The sequence below is a fragment of the Blastococcus sp. SYSU DS0539 genome, assembly GCF_054050855.1.
This window is the reverse complement of record NZ_JBJHAF010000010.1, coordinates 39,111-53,623: the sequence shown is the minus strand read 5'-3', so window position 1 is coordinate 53,623 and position 14,513 is coordinate 39,111. Positions and strand designations below refer to the sequence as shown.

16 protein-coding genes are annotated in these 14,513 nt (G+C 74.6%); 4 read left to right on the top strand and 12 right to left on the bottom strand.

Annotation, left to right across the window (positions count from 1 at the left end; genetic code table 11):
* Positions 1 to 38: 38 nt before the first annotated feature.
* From ACI790_RS13565 to ACI790_RS13515, 11 genes are all read right to left on the bottom strand, one after another.
* On the bottom strand, positions 39 to 614 hold the full coding sequence (locus tag ACI790_RS13565) for a MerR family transcriptional regulator (RefSeq protein ID WP_456570299.1): 576 nt from the start codon (positions 612 to 614) through the stop codon (positions 39 to 41).
* A gap of 249 nt (positions 615 to 863) precedes the next feature.
* On the bottom strand, positions 864 to 1,355 hold the full coding sequence (locus ACI790_RS13560; protein ID WP_456570298.1) for a bifunctional nuclease family protein: 492 nt from the start codon (positions 1,353 to 1,355) through the stop codon (positions 864 to 866).
* Between the two features lie 113 nt (positions 1,356 to 1,468).
* Complete coding sequence (ftsR, locus tag ACI790_RS13555) at positions 1,469 to 2,194, bottom strand: transcriptional regulator FtsR (protein ID WP_456570297.1); 726 nt, start codon at positions 2,192 to 2,194, stop codon at positions 1,469 to 1,471.
* A gap of 85 nt (positions 2,195 to 2,279) precedes the next feature.
* Positions 2,280 to 2,795, bottom strand: a complete 516-nt coding sequence (gene odhI, locus ACI790_RS13550; protein ID WP_456570296.1) for an oxoglutarate dehydrogenase inhibitor Odhl — start codon at positions 2,793 to 2,795, stop codon at positions 2,280 to 2,282.
* A 264-nt stretch (positions 2,796 to 3,059) separates the two neighbouring features.
* The gene (gene gcvH / locus ACI790_RS13545; protein WP_456570295.1) at positions 3,060 to 3,464 is read right to left on the bottom strand and encodes a glycine cleavage system protein GcvH; all 405 of its coding nucleotides are present in this window, start codon (positions 3,462 to 3,464) and stop codon (positions 3,060 to 3,062) included.
* A gap of 59 nt (positions 3,465 to 3,523) precedes the next feature.
* Entirely contained in the window at positions 3,524 to 4,315 is a 792-nt protein-coding gene (locus ACI790_RS13540) for a DUF881 domain-containing protein (RefSeq protein WP_456570294.1), read from the bottom strand.
* Positions 4,312 to 4,644 (bottom strand): small basic family protein, encoded by a 333-nt coding sequence (locus tag ACI790_RS13535; protein WP_456570293.1) that lies wholly within the window; start codon positions 4,642 to 4,644, stop codon positions 4,312 to 4,314. The genes ACI790_RS13540 and ACI790_RS13535 overlap by 4 nt, the downstream gene beginning before the upstream one ends.
* Positions 4,645 to 4,648: 4 nt before the next feature.
* Positions 4,649 to 5,551: a DUF881 domain-containing protein gene (locus ACI790_RS13530; RefSeq protein ID WP_456570292.1), complete on the bottom strand. Its 903-nt coding sequence runs from the start codon at positions 5,549 to 5,551 to the stop codon at positions 4,649 to 4,651.
* Entirely contained in the window at positions 5,548 to 6,150 is a 603-nt protein-coding gene (locus tag ACI790_RS13525; protein WP_456570291.1) for a CDP-alcohol phosphatidyltransferase family protein, read from the bottom strand. The genes ACI790_RS13530 and ACI790_RS13525 overlap by 4 nt, the downstream gene beginning before the upstream one ends.
* Before the next feature lie 189 nt (positions 6,151 to 6,339).
* Positions 6,340 to 8,430, bottom strand: coding sequence for an elongation factor G-like protein EF-G2 (locus ACI790_RS13520; protein WP_456570290.1), 2,091 nt, complete (start codon positions 8,428 to 8,430; stop codon positions 6,340 to 6,342).
* Between the two features lie 189 nt (positions 8,431 to 8,619).
* Positions 8,620 to 9,147, bottom strand: a complete 528-nt coding sequence (locus ACI790_RS13515) for a DUF2243 domain-containing protein (protein WP_456570289.1) — start codon at positions 9,145 to 9,147, stop codon at positions 8,620 to 8,622.
* Positions 9,148 to 9,203: 56 nt separating this feature from the next.
* On the opposite strand from ACI790_RS13515, the gene ACI790_RS13510 reads away from it, so the two are divergent.
* Positions 9,204 to 9,404: a hypothetical protein gene (locus ACI790_RS13510; protein ID WP_456570288.1), complete on the top strand. Its 201-nt coding sequence runs from the start codon at positions 9,204 to 9,206 to the stop codon at positions 9,402 to 9,404.
* 227 nt (positions 9,405 to 9,631) lie between these two features.
* Positions 9,632 to 10,663 (top strand): ornithine cyclodeaminase, encoded by a 1,032-nt coding sequence (locus tag ACI790_RS13505; protein ID WP_456570287.1) that lies wholly within the window; start codon positions 9,632 to 9,634, stop codon positions 10,661 to 10,663.
* A gap of 294 nt (positions 10,664 to 10,957) precedes the next feature.
* Here the strand turns inward: ACI790_RS13505 and ACI790_RS13500 are convergent, their stop codons facing one another.
* Positions 10,958 to 12,106 (bottom strand): thiolase family protein, encoded by a 1,149-nt coding sequence (locus ACI790_RS13500; protein ID WP_456570286.1) that lies wholly within the window; start codon positions 12,104 to 12,106, stop codon positions 10,958 to 10,960.
* A gap of 110 nt (positions 12,107 to 12,216) precedes the next feature.
* On the opposite strand from ACI790_RS13500, the gene ACI790_RS13495 reads away from it, so the two are divergent.
* Positions 12,217 to 12,882, top strand: a complete 666-nt coding sequence (locus ACI790_RS13495) for an SDR family oxidoreductase (protein ID WP_456570285.1) — start codon at positions 12,217 to 12,219, stop codon at positions 12,880 to 12,882.
* A 124-nt stretch (positions 12,883 to 13,006) separates the two neighbouring features.
* Positions 13,007 to 14,491 carry a FadR/GntR family transcriptional regulator gene (locus ACI790_RS13490; RefSeq protein WP_456570284.1) on the top strand — a complete coding sequence of 495 codons (1,485 nt, stop codon included), beginning with the start codon at positions 13,007 to 13,009 and terminating at the stop codon, positions 14,489 to 14,491.
* Positions 14,492 to 14,513: the final 22 nt, after the last annotated feature.

The following is a 14,513-nucleotide window of genomic DNA, read 5'->3' as shown; positions in this document are numbered from 1 at the left end:
GACCGCCGAGCGGTCGGGGCCCGTCGTGGACGGGTGGTTCAGGCGGTGGCGGCCCGGCGGCGCCGGCGCATCGACAGCTCGTCGTCGGTGGGGACGACCTGGCCGCCGTCGATCCGCTCGGCCGGCAGCTCGGCCAGCTCACCGGAGAGCTCGCGGAGGGCGCCGGAGACGGCGATGCCGAAGACGCCCTGCCCGCCGGCGAGCAGGTCGACGACCTCCTCGGCGGAGGTGCACTCGTAGACCGTCGCACCGTCGGAGAAGAGCGTGACGTTGGCCAGCTCCTTCACCCCGCGCTGGCGGAGGTGGTCGACGGCCTTGCGGATGTTCTGCAGCGAGACGCCGGTGTCCAGCAGCCGCTTGACGACCTTGAGCACCAGGATGTCGCGGAAGGAGTAGAGCCGCTGGGTGCCCGATCCGGTGGCGCTGCGCACCGACGGGGCGACCAGACCGGTCCGGGCCCAGTAGTCCAGCTGGCGGTAGGTGATCCCGGCAGCGGCGCAGGCGGTCGGTCCGCGGTAGCCGACGAGGTCGGTGTCGACCTCGTCGTACTGCGGCGCCCCGACTGCGGCGTCGCTGAACAGCTGACCCTGCGAGCCGTTGCTCTGGTCGCTCACGTCCAGCGTCCTCCTCTGTCCCGCCACGACTGCGGCAGGTCGACGGCTCGGCACCCGAGATCCCAGGTGTCACACCGCTGTTGTTCGCCGACGGTAAGCCGGGCCAGGGGGCCGGTCAACTGAGCGGGGCGGCGTGTCGCTCCACTCATCATTTCGGGTGGAGGACCGGCGGTCCCCTGCCGATGGTCACCGGTTGGGCCGGGAACGGCCCGGCCACGCGGCGGGCGAGGGCCGGCTCCGGACCCTCGATCAGGTGGGGCCGCCGCCGGATCCCGACCCGGCGCCGAAGTCCTCGGGCGAGATCTGGTCGAGGAACTCGCGGAACTTCTCCACCTCGTCCTCCTGCTCGTCGGGGATCTCGATGCCGACCTCGTCGAGCAGGTCGTCGGCGCCGAAGATCGGCGCCCCGGTGCGGACGGCGAGCGCCACCGCGTCCGACGGCCGGGCGCTGACGATGCGGTCGTCCCCGAAGACCAGCTCGGCGATGTAGATGCCGTCGCGCATCTCGGTGATGTTGACCGCCTCCAGCTCCGCGCCCAGCGTCTTCACCACCTCGCGGAGGAGGTCGTGGGTCATCGGACGGGCCGGACGGACGCCCTGCTGCTCGAACGCGATGGCCGCCGCCTCGACGGCGCCGATCCAGATCGGCAGGTAGCGCTCGCCCTGCGTCTCCTTCAGCAGCAGGATCGGCTGGTTGCCTGGCAGTTCGACGCGGACGCCGACGACTCGAAGCTCCTGCACGGTGCGGCTCCCTCGGCTGGCCCTGGTTCGGGCGGGACGATGTGGTCAGGCGGCCGGTGACCCGTCGGCCCGTCGGTCGGGCTCGGGCGGCGACGGGTCCACGGTACGCCCGCTCAGGGGCGCAGGAGGTCCCGCAGGCGCGTCTCGAGCAGTGCCGTGTGCAGCTGCGCGGAGAGCGCGGCGAGCTCCTGCAGCTTCTCGGTCGCCCGGGTGCGGGCCTCCTCGGAGCGGGCCCGCAGGACCGGGGCGACGAGCTGCTCGACGAGCCCGGCCTCGCGCTCCACGGCGCTGCGGTAGACCCGCAGGTGCCGCGGCTCGATGCCGTGCCGCGCCAGCCCCGCCGCCGCCCGCGCGATGGGCAGGTCCGCGGCGGGGTGCCGGCCGTCGGCGTCGGTGGCCAGGAGACCGAACTGCACGCAGTCGGCCAGCTGCTCCGGCTCCAGCCCGGCGGCCCGGGCGAACTGCTCGGCGGTGAGCGGCGCCACCGCCCCCTCCCCGGTGGAGGCGGGGGGCAGCGGCGCCGACGCGCCGGCGGTGCCGGGCAGCGGCTCACCGCGGTCCAGGGCGTCCAGCTGGTCCTTGATCACCCGGAGCGGCAGGTAGTGGTCCCGCTGGGCGGTGAGCACGTACCGCAGCCGGCTGACGTCTGCCCGCGAGAACTTCCGGTACCCGGAGGGGGTGCGCTGCGGGTGGACCAGGTCCTCGGACTCCAGGTAGCGGATCTTGCTGATCGTCACGTCGGGGAAGTCGTCGCGAAGGACAGCCAGCACCTCGCCGATGGTCAGGCGGGGCGCGTGCTGGTCGCCGGCGTCCCCGAGCGCACGCTCACGCTCGGGCACGGCCGTCACGCCCCTCTCTCGCCGGGGCACCGTCGCGGTGTCCCCGGCCGCGGTCCCCACATGCGGAAGATCGCCGATCGGTGCACTAGCGAGCGGCCGGCTCGCCCGTGCGCGGGCCGGTCAGGTACACGAGCCGGAACTTGCCGATCTGCACCTCGTCGCCACCGGCGAGGTTGGCGACGTCGACCGGCTCCCGGTTGACGTAGGTGCCGTTGAGGCTGCCCACGTCGTGCACGGAGAATCCGCCGCCCTCGCGGTGGAACTCGACGTGCCGGCGGCTGACCGTGACGTCGTCGAGGAAGATGTCGCTGTCGGGGTGCCGGCCGGCCGTCGTGACGTCCTGGTCGAGCAGGAAGCGGCTCCCGGCGTTGGGGCCGCGCTTGACCACCAGCAGCGCCGAGCCCGCCGGCAGCGACTCCACGGCGCCCGCGTGCGCGTCGGCCGCCTCGGTGACCTCGGGCTGGTCGCCGGAGTCCTCACCGCCGACCTTCGGGATCACGCTGGTGGCCTCGCCGATGCGCTCGGGGGCCAGCGCCGCACCGCACTGCGCGCAGAAGCGACTGCCCTCGGGGTTCTCGTGGCCACATCGAGTGCAGTGCACGTTGCGTCTCCTCCGGTGCGAGGGGCCCGCCGCGGCCCTCGAACGGGCCGCGGGCGGCCGGCGGACGGTGGGCCGGTCGGCCCGCCGTGGGTCGGCCGCCGCGGAAGGGCGGCGGACCGTGGGTCATGGAACCAGCCGGTCGGCCCGAGGGTCAACCGGACGTGCGGAGCCGGGGCGGGCGGGTTCCCGGCAGCTCCCCCGCAGTTCCCGACCCCAGCGGGATCATAGTGATCGATGCCGGGAAGCAGCCTCCCGGCGGGCCGGTCACGACCCGTCGACCAGGGCCTGGTAGGCGTCGGCGTCGAGCAGCTGCCCGATCGGGTCGCCACCCTCTCCCGGCACCGCGATGTCGACCAGCCAGCCCTCGCCGTAGGGATCGGCGTTGATGGTCTCCGGGGCGTCGGTGAGGCGCTCGTTCACCGCCGCCACGACCCCGGAGACGGGCGCGTAGACGTCGGAGACGGACTTGGTGGACTCCACCTCGCCGATGGCGGTCCCCGGGCCCACCTCCTGGCCCACCTCGGGCAGCTGCACGAAGACGATGTCACCCAGCGCGTCCTGCGCGTGGTCGGTGATGCCGACCCGGACGACGGTCGACGTGCCGTCGGTGCCCTGCACCAGCGCCCACTCGTGCTGGTCGGTGTAACGGCGGTCGTCGGGCGTGCTCATGCGGCGCTCGTCTCCAAGGCTGGCTGGGGGCTGGTCGTCGGTGCGGTGCACGAGCGGGTTCAGCCGCCGGTGTCGGGCGAAGCGTATTGAGGGCGGTCCAGGGGCCGCAACGCGTCCACGACGAGGTCGGGTGACTGGGTGATCCGGACGGTGCCGCCGCGGCGCTCGATGCGCTGCACGACCCCGCCCGGGATGTTCATCGCGGTCTCCATGCCCTGCGGGTCACCGAGCACCACGAACTCGTACGGGGAGCGCAGCGGCACGCCGTCGACCCGGAGGTTCCCGGTGGTCCCCGTGACGGCGGTCGACAGGCCGATGCGGACGCCGTCGACCTGCATCGTCTCCGCCCCCGCTCCGCGCAGCTCCTGGATCACGTCGATGACGTCGGAGACCCGGACGTCGCCCGCGGGGTCGGCGATCGCGAGCGTGAGCCCGGGCCCCTGGGCGGGCAGGGTGCCGTTCAGGATGCCGAGGGACTCCGCGCGCCGGCGCGCCTCCTGCAGGGCGTTCCCGGTCCGGCTGCCGGAGCCGCCGAGCTCGCGCAGGGCCGCCCGCTGCTCGGCGAGCTGGGCCCGGAGCCGCTCCTCGCGGCTGCCCAGCTCGTCCAGGATCCGGACCAGGTCCTCCTCCCGCGCACCGGCCAGCATCTGCGCCTCGTCGGCGTTGCGGACCTGCACGGCGAGGGCGAAGCCGAGCAGCAGGGTCAGGACGCCGATGAGCGCGGCGGCCAGCAGGTCCCGGCGCCGCCGCGCCGGAGCGGCCGGCCTGGTCGGGGCGGCCGGCCCGGAACCCTCGGCGACGGCGTCCGCGCCGTCCGGTGGCGGTGCGCCGGGTGGCCGCGGCTCGCTCATGCGCGGAACACGTGCCGCCGGATGGCCGCGGCGTTGCCGAAGATGCGGATGCCGAGGACGACGACGACCGCGGTGGACAGCTGCGCGCCGACGCCGAGCTGGTCGCCCAGGAAGACGATCAGCGCGGCCACCACAACGTTCGACACGAAGGAGATGACGAAGACCTTCGCGTCGAAGATGCCGTCCAGGCGGGCGCGGAAGCCACCGAACACGGCGTCCAGGGCCGCGACGACGGCGATCGGCAGGTAGGGCTGGAGCCACAGCGGCACGGTCGGGTCGAAGACGAGGCCGAGGATGACGCCGGCCGCGAGGCCGAGGATCGGGATCACGGCGTCAGCCTCCGGGAGTGGGATCGGTGCCGGCGGCGCGGTGGGCACCGACCGGTTCGGCGGCGCGGAGCTCGGGCGGGCTGGCGGCGGGCAGGGACAGCTCCTCCTCCTTGGCGAACTCGAAACGCAGGCCCGCGGACGCGGAGAACCGCGCGAGGGACACCACCTCGGGGTTGGCGAGGAAGGCGTTGGCGAGCGCGTCCGGGTCGCCGATGGCCCGGACCTCGTACGGGTTGGTCACCGGGCGGAAGTCCACGAGCACCGCCTCGCCGGCGAACCGGATGGCGCTGGTCGGGCCCAGCCGCTGCCCGTTGATGCTGATCGCCTCCGCACCGGCCGCCCACAGGGCGTTCACCACCAGCTGCAGGTCGCCGTCGGCCACCCGCACGTCCTGCTCCTCCCCCGCCGTCCCGCCCAGCGGGTCGTCGTCGGCGTCGGCCTCGGCGTTGGCGAGGGTGACCAGCAGGCCCGGCCCGGCGACGGGCACGGCCGCGGTGCCCTGCTCGGCCCGCGCCAGGGCGTCCAGCGCCCGCTGGCCCACCGCGGTGGCCGCCAGCAGGTCGTCGCTGGTCCGGCTGACCTCGGCGCGCAGCTCCTCCAGCTGCGCCGCCAGCTCGTCGCTGAGGGCGGACTCGTCCTGGATGTCCCGGACCAGCGCCTCGCGGATCTCCTGCCGGCCCTGCGCCTTGTCGGCCGCCTGGTCGTAGGTGACCGTCGCCAGCAGTCCGGCCACGGCCATCGTGAGCGCCACCAGCACCCGCCCGCGGCCACGGCGGGGCTGCTCCCCCCGCTCCTCCCGTGCGGCGGCGGCCTGCGCGTACGCGGGGTCGAGCGTCTCGGCGAGCACGTCGTCGAGCAGGGAGGCACCCAGCGAGCGCGCGCCCCCGGGCGGCCGCCTGCGGGTCACCGGCGGCTCCCCGTGCGGGCCGACCGATCGGCGGCCAGCAGCCCGACCACCTGGATGACGTAGAAGAGGCCGGCGAGCAGGTACAGCGCCGTCCCCCAGATGGTGAGCGCCCAGGCGAACGGCGCCGTGACGGTGGCCAGCGTGCCGTCCCCGGTGGCGATGAGGAGCCCCGGGAAGGCGTAGAGCAGCAGGAAGGTGGCGGCCTTGCCCAGGTAGTGCACCTGCAGCGGCGGGTAGCCGTGCGCCCGCAGCACCAGCAGCAGGACGCCGAGCACCAGCTCCCGGCCGACGAGCAGCGCCACCAGCCACACCGGCACGATCTCGCGCAGCGCGAGCGCGACCAGGGTGGAGACGATGTAGAGCCGGTCGGCGGCCGGGTCCAGCAGGGCGCCCAGCTTGCTGCCCTGGTCCAGCCAGCGGGCGAGCTTCCCGTCGAGCCAGTCGGTGAAGCCGGAGACCATGAGGACGACCAGCGCCCAGCCGTCCTCCTCCGGCCCCAGCAGCAGCCACAGGAACAGCGGCACGCCGAGCAGGCGGAGCACCGAGAGGGCGTTCGGCAGGGTCCAGATGCGGTCCGGGAGGGCTTCCCGGTCACCCACGCCCGGAGCCGCGGACCTGCTCCCGGGTACGGGTGCGGCAGCCGACGGCCCGTTCGACGACGTCACGTTCCCTCCAGCCCCTGCACCCGACCGTGCCCGAGGTTAGTGTCCCGTTTCCACGGCCCCGGCGGCGGCGCACCCGGACCGCCTCCGCGGCGGAATCCGGGGCGCCCGCGAGGCCCCCGCCGGTCAAGCGGGCACGGCCACCGTCGCCGGAGCGGGCTCGTGGCCGAGGGGGCGCCGGTCGAAGACGGCGGTGCCGTGGGTTACCGACCGCAGCACCCCGGGATAGCCGAGCAGTTCTACCTCGGGCACCTCCGCGCGCACCGTGGTGCGGTCCCGGTCCGGGTCCGCCTCGCTGCCGGTCACTCTGGCCCGCCGGGACGACAGGTCGCTCATCACCGCGCCGACGTACTCGGCGGGCACCCGGACCTCGATCTCGCACCACGGCTCCAGCACGCGGGTGCCCACCGCGGCGACCAGCTCGCGCAGCGCCAGCGCTCCGGCGGCCTGGAAGGCGGCGTCGGAGGAGTCGACCGAGTGCGCCTTGCCGTCGACCAGGGTCACCCGGAGGTCCACGAGGGGCCGGTCCCCGTGGACCCCGCGCTGCGCCTGGGCGCGGATGCCCTTCTCCACGCTGCCGTGGAACTGAGCGGGCACCGTTCCCCCGACGATGCGCTGCTCGAAGACGATGCCGGACCCCGGCGGCCCGGGCTCGCCCTCGACGACGACGACCGCGTACTGCCCGTGCCCGCCGGACTGCTTGACGTGCCGGCCGGTGACCCGCCCCGAGCCGCAGAGCGTCTCCACCAGCGGCACCCGGACCGGAACGGTGGTGACGGCGACGCCGTGCCGGCTGCGGAGCCGCTCGAGCAGCACCTCCGCGTGCGCCTCCCCGACGCACCACAGCAGCAGCTGGCCGGTGTCGGCGCGCCGCTCCAGGCGCACGGTGGGGTCCTCGGCGACCAGCCGGGCCAGTGCGGTGGCCATGCGGTCCTCGTCGGACCGCGAGGCGGCCTCGACCGCGACCGGCAGCTGCGGGACGGGGAGCTCCCACGCGGGCACGAGCCGGGGGTCCTCCGGTGAGCTGAGGGTGTCGCCGGTCTCGGCGGTCGAGAGCCGGCTGACGGCGCAGATGTCCCCCGCCGGGCACGCCGCGACCGGCCGCAGGGCGGCGCCCAGCGGCGCGGAGAGGACCCCGATTCGCTCGTCGGCGTCGTGGTCGGGGTGCCCTCGGTGGGCCGCGCCGTGGCCGGACACGTGCACCGCGACGTCCGGCCGCAGGGTTCCGGAGAACACCCGGACCAGCGAGACCCGGCCGACGTAGGGGTCGGTGGTCGTCTTCACGACCTCGGCCACCAGCGGGCCGTCGGGGTCGCAGGACAGCTCCGGGGCCGGGGAGCCGTCGGGCCGGGTGACCGGCGGGCAGCAGTGCTCCAGGGGGGACGGCGAGGCGGCGACCAGCAGGTCGAGCAGCTCCCCGACGCCCACCCCCGTGAGCGGCGAGACGCACAGCACCGGGTGGAAGTGGCCCCGGGCGACGGCGGTCTCCAGGTCGGCGACGAGGTCGGGCACGGACAGCTCGTCGCCGGCGAGGTAGCGCTCCATGAGCGTCTCGTCCTCGCTCTCGCCGATGATCCCCTCGATCAGCTCGGCGCGGAGGCGGTCGGCATCGGGGTTCGCGGCCCGGGTCGCGTCGACGTCGGGCTCCAGCAGCGAGACCAGCCCACGGGCCGCACCGTCGGGCCCGCGGTCGACCAGGTGCAGGGGGTAGACCCCCTCCCCCAGCATCAGCTGGCACAGCCGGACGGCCTCGTCGACGTCGGCCCGCGGCCGGTCGATCTGGGTGAGGACGACGGCGCGCGGCATCCCGACCGCGGCGCACTCCTCCCACAGCTGCACGGTCGCGGCGTCGACCCCGCTCACCGCGGAGACGACGAACAGCGCCGAGTCCGCGGCGCGCAGCCCGGCCCGCAGCTCGCCCACGAAGTCCGGCGCTCCGGGGGTGTCCAGGAGGGTGATCCGGTGACCGGCGTGCTCGACGGCGGCCACGCCCAGCGAGACCGACCGCTGCTGGCGGACCTCGACCTCCTCGCTGTCGAGGCAGGTGGTGCCCTCCTCCACCCGCCCGGGCCGCGCCACCGCGCCGGTGGCGGCGAGGAGCGCCTCGGCGAGCGTCGTCTTCCCCGCCCCGGCCCGGCCGACCAGCGCCACGTTGCGCACCTGCGCCGGCGGCCGCGGCGCCGGTGCGGGCGTCTCCTTCCCCATCGCCCGGCTCATGCCGCGTCCGCCGCGGAGCACGGCCCGGCGGGCACTGGACGACGCGGGAACCGGGCGATCGCCCGGTCCGGGTGGTGGGCTTCCACGGGGCCTCCCCGGATGCTGTGAACTGGGTCACAGCCTGCCTCCGCCTCCGCGGAGGATCAAGAGGCCCGAGCCCCCTCCCTCGGCGGGCGCCCACCGCAGGGATCAGGCCACCGGCCGGGCCGCCCTCCGGCGGGCGAGCTCGCGCACGCCGCGGCGGTGCAGCAGCCAGCCGCCCGCGATCAGCAGCACGCCGGACGCCAGGAACCCCAGGTCCCAGCTCAGCGGCCCGCCCAGGTCGTCGCGCACGTGGTGGACGCCGAGGAGTTGGTGGTCGATCAGTCCCTCGACCAGGTTGAACAGGCCCCACCCGGCGAGGACGAGGCCGAAGTGGAAGCTCCAGCTCGGCGCCAGGCGGTCCTGCCGCCAGGCGATCAGCGCGGTGATGGTGCCGGCGAAGGCGAGCACCCAGGTGGCCACGTGGAAGAAGCCGTCGGCCAGCGTGTTGACCTCCAGCCCGGCCAGCGTCGTCGGCTCCCGGCCGGGCACCGCGCTCACCATGTGGTGCCACTGCAGGATCTGGTGCAGCACGATCCCGTCGACGAACCCGCCGAAGCCGAGGCCGTACAGCAGGCCGGTCGAGCGGGTGGGCATCCGCCGGGTCCTCGGATCGGTGTCGCGCGCGGTGGCCATGGCCGCTGGGCTACCCGCTCGATCCGGGTGCACGCGCGGGTCGCATGCTGGAGCCCATGACCAGCGACCACGCGGCCGGCCGCGACCAGGAGACCGGGCGGGCGCACGCCGTCCTGCGGGCCACGGCCGATCTGCCGGCTCCCTGGGCGGCCGTGTGCGGAGCCTCCGTCGGCGTGGTGCAGGGCCGCTGGGACGGCCCGAGGGGCGTGGGCTCGGCCGACCCCTGCCCCGACTGCCGGCGGATCACTGAGTCCTGAGGGGGTCTTCCCTCTCATTGCCGGTGGTGTGTCTTGCCGGTGTTTGCGTTGTTGTTGGGGATAACGGTATGGCGGGGCGTCGTGCCGGCCTCGCCGCATCGTTCGGATGCCTCCGAGCGGAGGCCCGCATCACCGCTGTCGGTGGCAAGCTGGGGTACGGCACCTACCGTCGCGCACGCCGGGACCGGGCCGGTCCCGGCGTCCGGACACCGGGAGGGACGCACGGGATGACCGAGTTCGTCGGCGTGGGCAACATGGTCCGGTGGCTCACCGCGACCGGGGTCGAGGCCGCCGTCGCCGGGATCGCCGGCTACCTCCGCGAGGACTTCTGCCGCTGGCCGGCCTTCGACAAGACGCCGCGCACGGCCAGCCACACGCCCTTCGGCGTCATCGAGCTCATGCCCACCAGCGACTCGGTGACCTATGCCTTCAAGTACGTCAAAGGCCACCCCGCCAACCCGGCCCGCGGCTTCCAGACCGTCACCGCCTTCGGCGCGCTCGCCGACGTGTCGACCGGCTACCCGGTGTTCCTCGCCGAGATGACGCTGCTCACCGCACTGCGGACGGCGGCCGCCTCGGCTGTCGCGGCCGCGGCCCTGGCCCGCCCGGGGTCCCGGCGCCTGGCCCTGATCGGGGCGGGCAGCCAGGCGGAGTTCCAGGCGCTGGCGATGCGGAGCGCGCTGGGCATCGCCGAGGTGACCGCCTGGGACATCGACCCGGCCGCGCTGGTCAAGCTCGCGCGCAACCTCGAGCCGCTGGCGCTCGACGTCACCCTGGCCCGCTCCGGCCGTGACGCGGTCCGCGGCGCCGACGTGGTGACCACCTGCACCGCGGACAAGGCGCTGGCCACCGTGCTGCCCGCCGCCTGGGTCGAACCCGGCATGCACGTCAACGCGATCGGCGGCGACTGTCCGGGCAAGACCGAGCTCGACCCGGCGATCCTGCGCCGCGCCGGCGTCTTCGTCGAGTACACCCCGCAGACCCGCGTCGAGGGCGAGATCCAGGCCCTCGGGCCCGACTTCCCCGTCACGGAGCTGTGGGAGGTCCTCACCGGCCGCCGGCCGGGACGTACCTCGGCGGACCAGGTGACGGTCTTCGACTCGGTGGGCTTCGCGGTGGAGGACTTCTCGGCGCTGCGCTACCTGCGCGACGCCGTCCGGGGGACGCCGTGGGTCGACCGCATCGACCTCGTCGCCGAGCCCGACGACCCCAAGGACCTCTTCGGCATGGTCACCGCGCCGGCGCCGATCGGCGTGTGACCGGCCGGAGCGCCTCCCAGGTCACCGACCGCCGCAGCAGGACTCCTGGATCCTCCCCTCCGGCGTGCGCAGCAACCCGGCGACCACCTCGACCCGCTCGGCGGTCGCCGCCTCGCCAGGCCCGCTGCGGTGCGGTGCTCGCGCACCCGCTCGTCGGTGCGGCCGGGCAATTGCACGGCCGCACCGACGTCGTGGGCCAGCCGTGCTCCTCGACCAGCACGGGAGCTCCCGGTGCGCGGCGAGGGCCGGACCCGGGCCGGCTGCCCGCGTCCGGCCCTCGCGGGACGGGTCGGATCAGAGCAGCTCGAGGATGGTGGCGTTGGCCTGGCCGCCGCCCTCGCACATGGTCTGCAGCCCGTAGCGGATGCCGTTGTCGCGCATGTGGTGCACCAGCGTGGTCATGATCCGGGCGCCGGAGCCGCCGAGCGGGTGGCCCAGGGCGATCGCACCACCGTTGGGGTTGACCGCCTTGGCGTCGGCGCCGAGCTCGGCCAGCCAGGCCAGCGGCACCGGGGCGAAGGCCTCGTTGACCTCGAACGCGCCGATCTCGTCGACCGAGAGGCCGGACTTCTGCAGCGCCTTCTGGGTCGCCGGGATCGGCGCGGTCAGCATGATCACCGGGTCGGCACCGGCCAGCACGGCGGTGTGCACGCGGGCGATCGGGGTGAGCCCGAGTTCGCGGGCCTTCTCGCTGGTCATCATCAGCAGTGCGGCGGAGCCGTCGGAGATCTGCGAGGAGTTGCCGGCGGTGATGACCCCGCCCTCGGGCTTGAAGACCGTCTTGAGGGTGCCGAGCTTCTCCACGGTCGACTCCCGGATGCCCTCGTCGTGCTGCACCAGACCGGCGTCGGTGGTGACCGGCGCGATCTGGGCGTCGAAGCGGCCCTCGGCGCGGGCGGCGGCAGCCTTCTCGTGCGAGGTGACGGAGAACTCGTCGAGCTGCTGGCGGGACAGGCCCCACTGCTCGGCGATCATCTCCGCGCCGATGCCCTGGTTGGGGCGGATGCCGTCGTAGCGGTCCAGGTACGCCTCGGAGTACGGGAAGCCCATGCCTTCGGGGATCGCCGAGCCCATCGGCACCCGGCTCATCGACTCCACGCCACCGGCGACCACGACGTCGTACTGCCCGGCGATCAGCCCCGCCGCGGCGAAGTGCACTGACTGCTGCGACGACCCGCACTGGCGGTCGACGGTCACGCCGGTGACGGTCTCCGGCCAGCCGGCGGTCAGCGCGGCGGTCCGCGCGATGTCGAAGGTCTGCTCGCCCACCTGGCCGACGCAGCCCCAGATCACGTCGTCGACCAGCGCGGGGTCCACCCCCGCCCGCCCGACGAGGGCGTTGAGCACGTGCGCCGACAGATCGGCCGGGTGCACGCCCGAGAGCCCACCGTTGCGCTTGCCGACCGGCGTGCGCACGGCCTCCACGATCACTGCGTCCCGCATGTCCTACCCCTCGTCCGGTGTGGTCTGGCCCCATGACCATACGGCCAGATCCGTACCCTGAATACCGGTCCGACCGTAAGGGATCGCTCTCGACGGTCCGCGGCGCCGACGTGGCCGTGCTCGACCGGCCGGGCTCGGGCGGTGAGGACGTCGCCAAGGGCTTCGGAGGCCGGTTCCTGCCGGTCGACGTCACCGACTTCGCCGGCACCGAGCAGGCCCTGGCCGACGCCGTCGGCGAGCTCGGCGGGCTGCACGCGATCGTGACGACGGCCGGTGGCGGCATCGCCGCACGGACCGTCGGCAAGAGCGGCCCGCACGACCTTCAGGCCTTCCGCGACGTGCTCGACCTCAACACCGTCGCCACGTTCAACATCTCCCGGCTCGCCGCGGCGCACATGGCCGGCAACGAGCCCGAGGACGACGAGCGCGGCGTCATCAACAACACCTCCTCGATCGCCGCTTTCGAGGGCGAGATCGGCCAGGTGGCCTACACCGCGGCCAAGGCGGCCGTCGCCGGCATGTGCCTCACGACGGCCCGCGATCTCGGCTCGCTGGGCATCCGGGTGCTGGCCATCGCGCCGAGCCTGTCCCCCACCGGCATCACCGCCAAGGTGCCCGACGAGATGGCCCTGGCGCTCACCGAGGACGCCGCGATCCCCAAGCGCATGGGGCGGCCCGCGGAGTACGCGCAGCTGGCGCTGACCATCGTGGACACCCCGATGCTCAACGGGCAGTGCCTGCGGCTCGACGCCGGGCAGCGCTTCGCCCCCCGCTGACCCCGGCGCCGGGCACCCCGAGGAGTGAGATCGGGGTACCCGGTGGCACGGGCAGGCCGTCTCGACGCCCGGCCCGTCCGGTGGCACCTAAACTGAGTATCCCCGATTCGCGAGGAGCTCGACCATGGCGACCGCCGACCCCGGCACGTCCGCGGCCGTGCCGGACGACGCCACCGCCGCGGAGCGGAGCGTCGACCCCACGGTCGGGAAGCTCGCGGCCCGGGTCGCCCGCCGGATCGAGACCGAAGTTGTCCGGCGCGGCTGGCCGGTCGGGGAGTCGCTCGGCTCCGAGCCGGATCTGCGCGCCCGCTACGGCGTCAGCCGCTCGGTGCTGCGCGAGGCCGTCCGCCTGGTGGAGCACCACCAGGTGGCCCGGATGCGCCGCGGCCCCAACGGCGGGCTGTTCGTGGTCGCGCCGGACGCCGGCCCGGCCGCCCGGGCCCTGGTCATCTATCTCGAGTACGCCGGCACCAGCGTCGCGGACCTCATGCAGGCGCGCCGGCTGCTGGAACCTCTGGCCGCCCGGCTGGCCGCCGAACGGCTCACCGAGGACGGCATCGCCCTGCTCCGCCGGACGGTCGACGCCGAGACCGTCGACGAGGTGCCCCTCGAGGCCGCGGTCGAGCAGCTGCACCTCGTGCTCGGCGAGCTGTCCGCCAACCCGGTGCTGCAGCTGTTCGTCGACGTCCTCATCCGGTTGACCGAACGGTTCTCCGAGCCCTCGGGCGCCACCGAGCGCGCCTACCGGCGGGCGCGCGAGGCCGCCCTGCGCTTCCACGCCGAGATCGCCGATGCGGTCATCGCCGGCGACGGCGGCCGGGCCGAGGCGCGCCTGGGCGAATACCTCGACGGCGTCGCCGCCTGGATGCGCTCGCACCACCGGACCCGCGCCTCCGGAGCCCCGCGGCCCGTGGCCGCCGGCGTGCCCGGCGACCAGCCGCGGGCCAAGCTGGCCGAGGTCGTGGCCGGCCGGCTGCGCGACGACATCGCGGCCGCCGGCTGGCCGGTCGGCGAGGTCGTGGGCTCGGAGACCGACCTGCTGACCCGCTACGGCATCAGCCGCGCCGTGCTGCGCGAGGCCGTGCGCCTGCTGGAGTACCACTCGGTGGCCCGCATGCGCCGCGGACCCGGTGGCGGGCTCGTCGTCACCACGCCGGAGCCGCAGGCCATCGTCGAGACCATGGCGCTGTACCTGGCGCACATGCGGGTCTCCGGCGCCGACCTCGTCGCCGTCCGCGACGCGATCGAGCTCGGCGTCCTCACCCGCGTGACGGCCCGGCACGACGACCCGGACGTGGCCGCGGAGCTCGAAGCCGCTTTGGACTGGGAGGGATCCGGGGATCCCGACGGCCAGGACCGGGCCGACCATTTCCACCAGGTCATGTCCGAGCTCGGCGGCAACCCCGTCCTCGCCCTGTTCCTGCGCATCCTCACCGAGCTGTGGCGGCGCCACTCCGAGACCGGTCGCCGGCCGGTGCCGGAGGAGTCCCTGGCCGAGGTGCAGTGGGTGCACCGGCGGATCGCCGACGCGGTGATCGCCGGCGACGAGGGGCTCGCGCGGCACCGGATGCGCCGGCACCTCACCGCCCTCACGGAATGGTGGCACTGACCCAGCAGCTCCCCGGTACCTG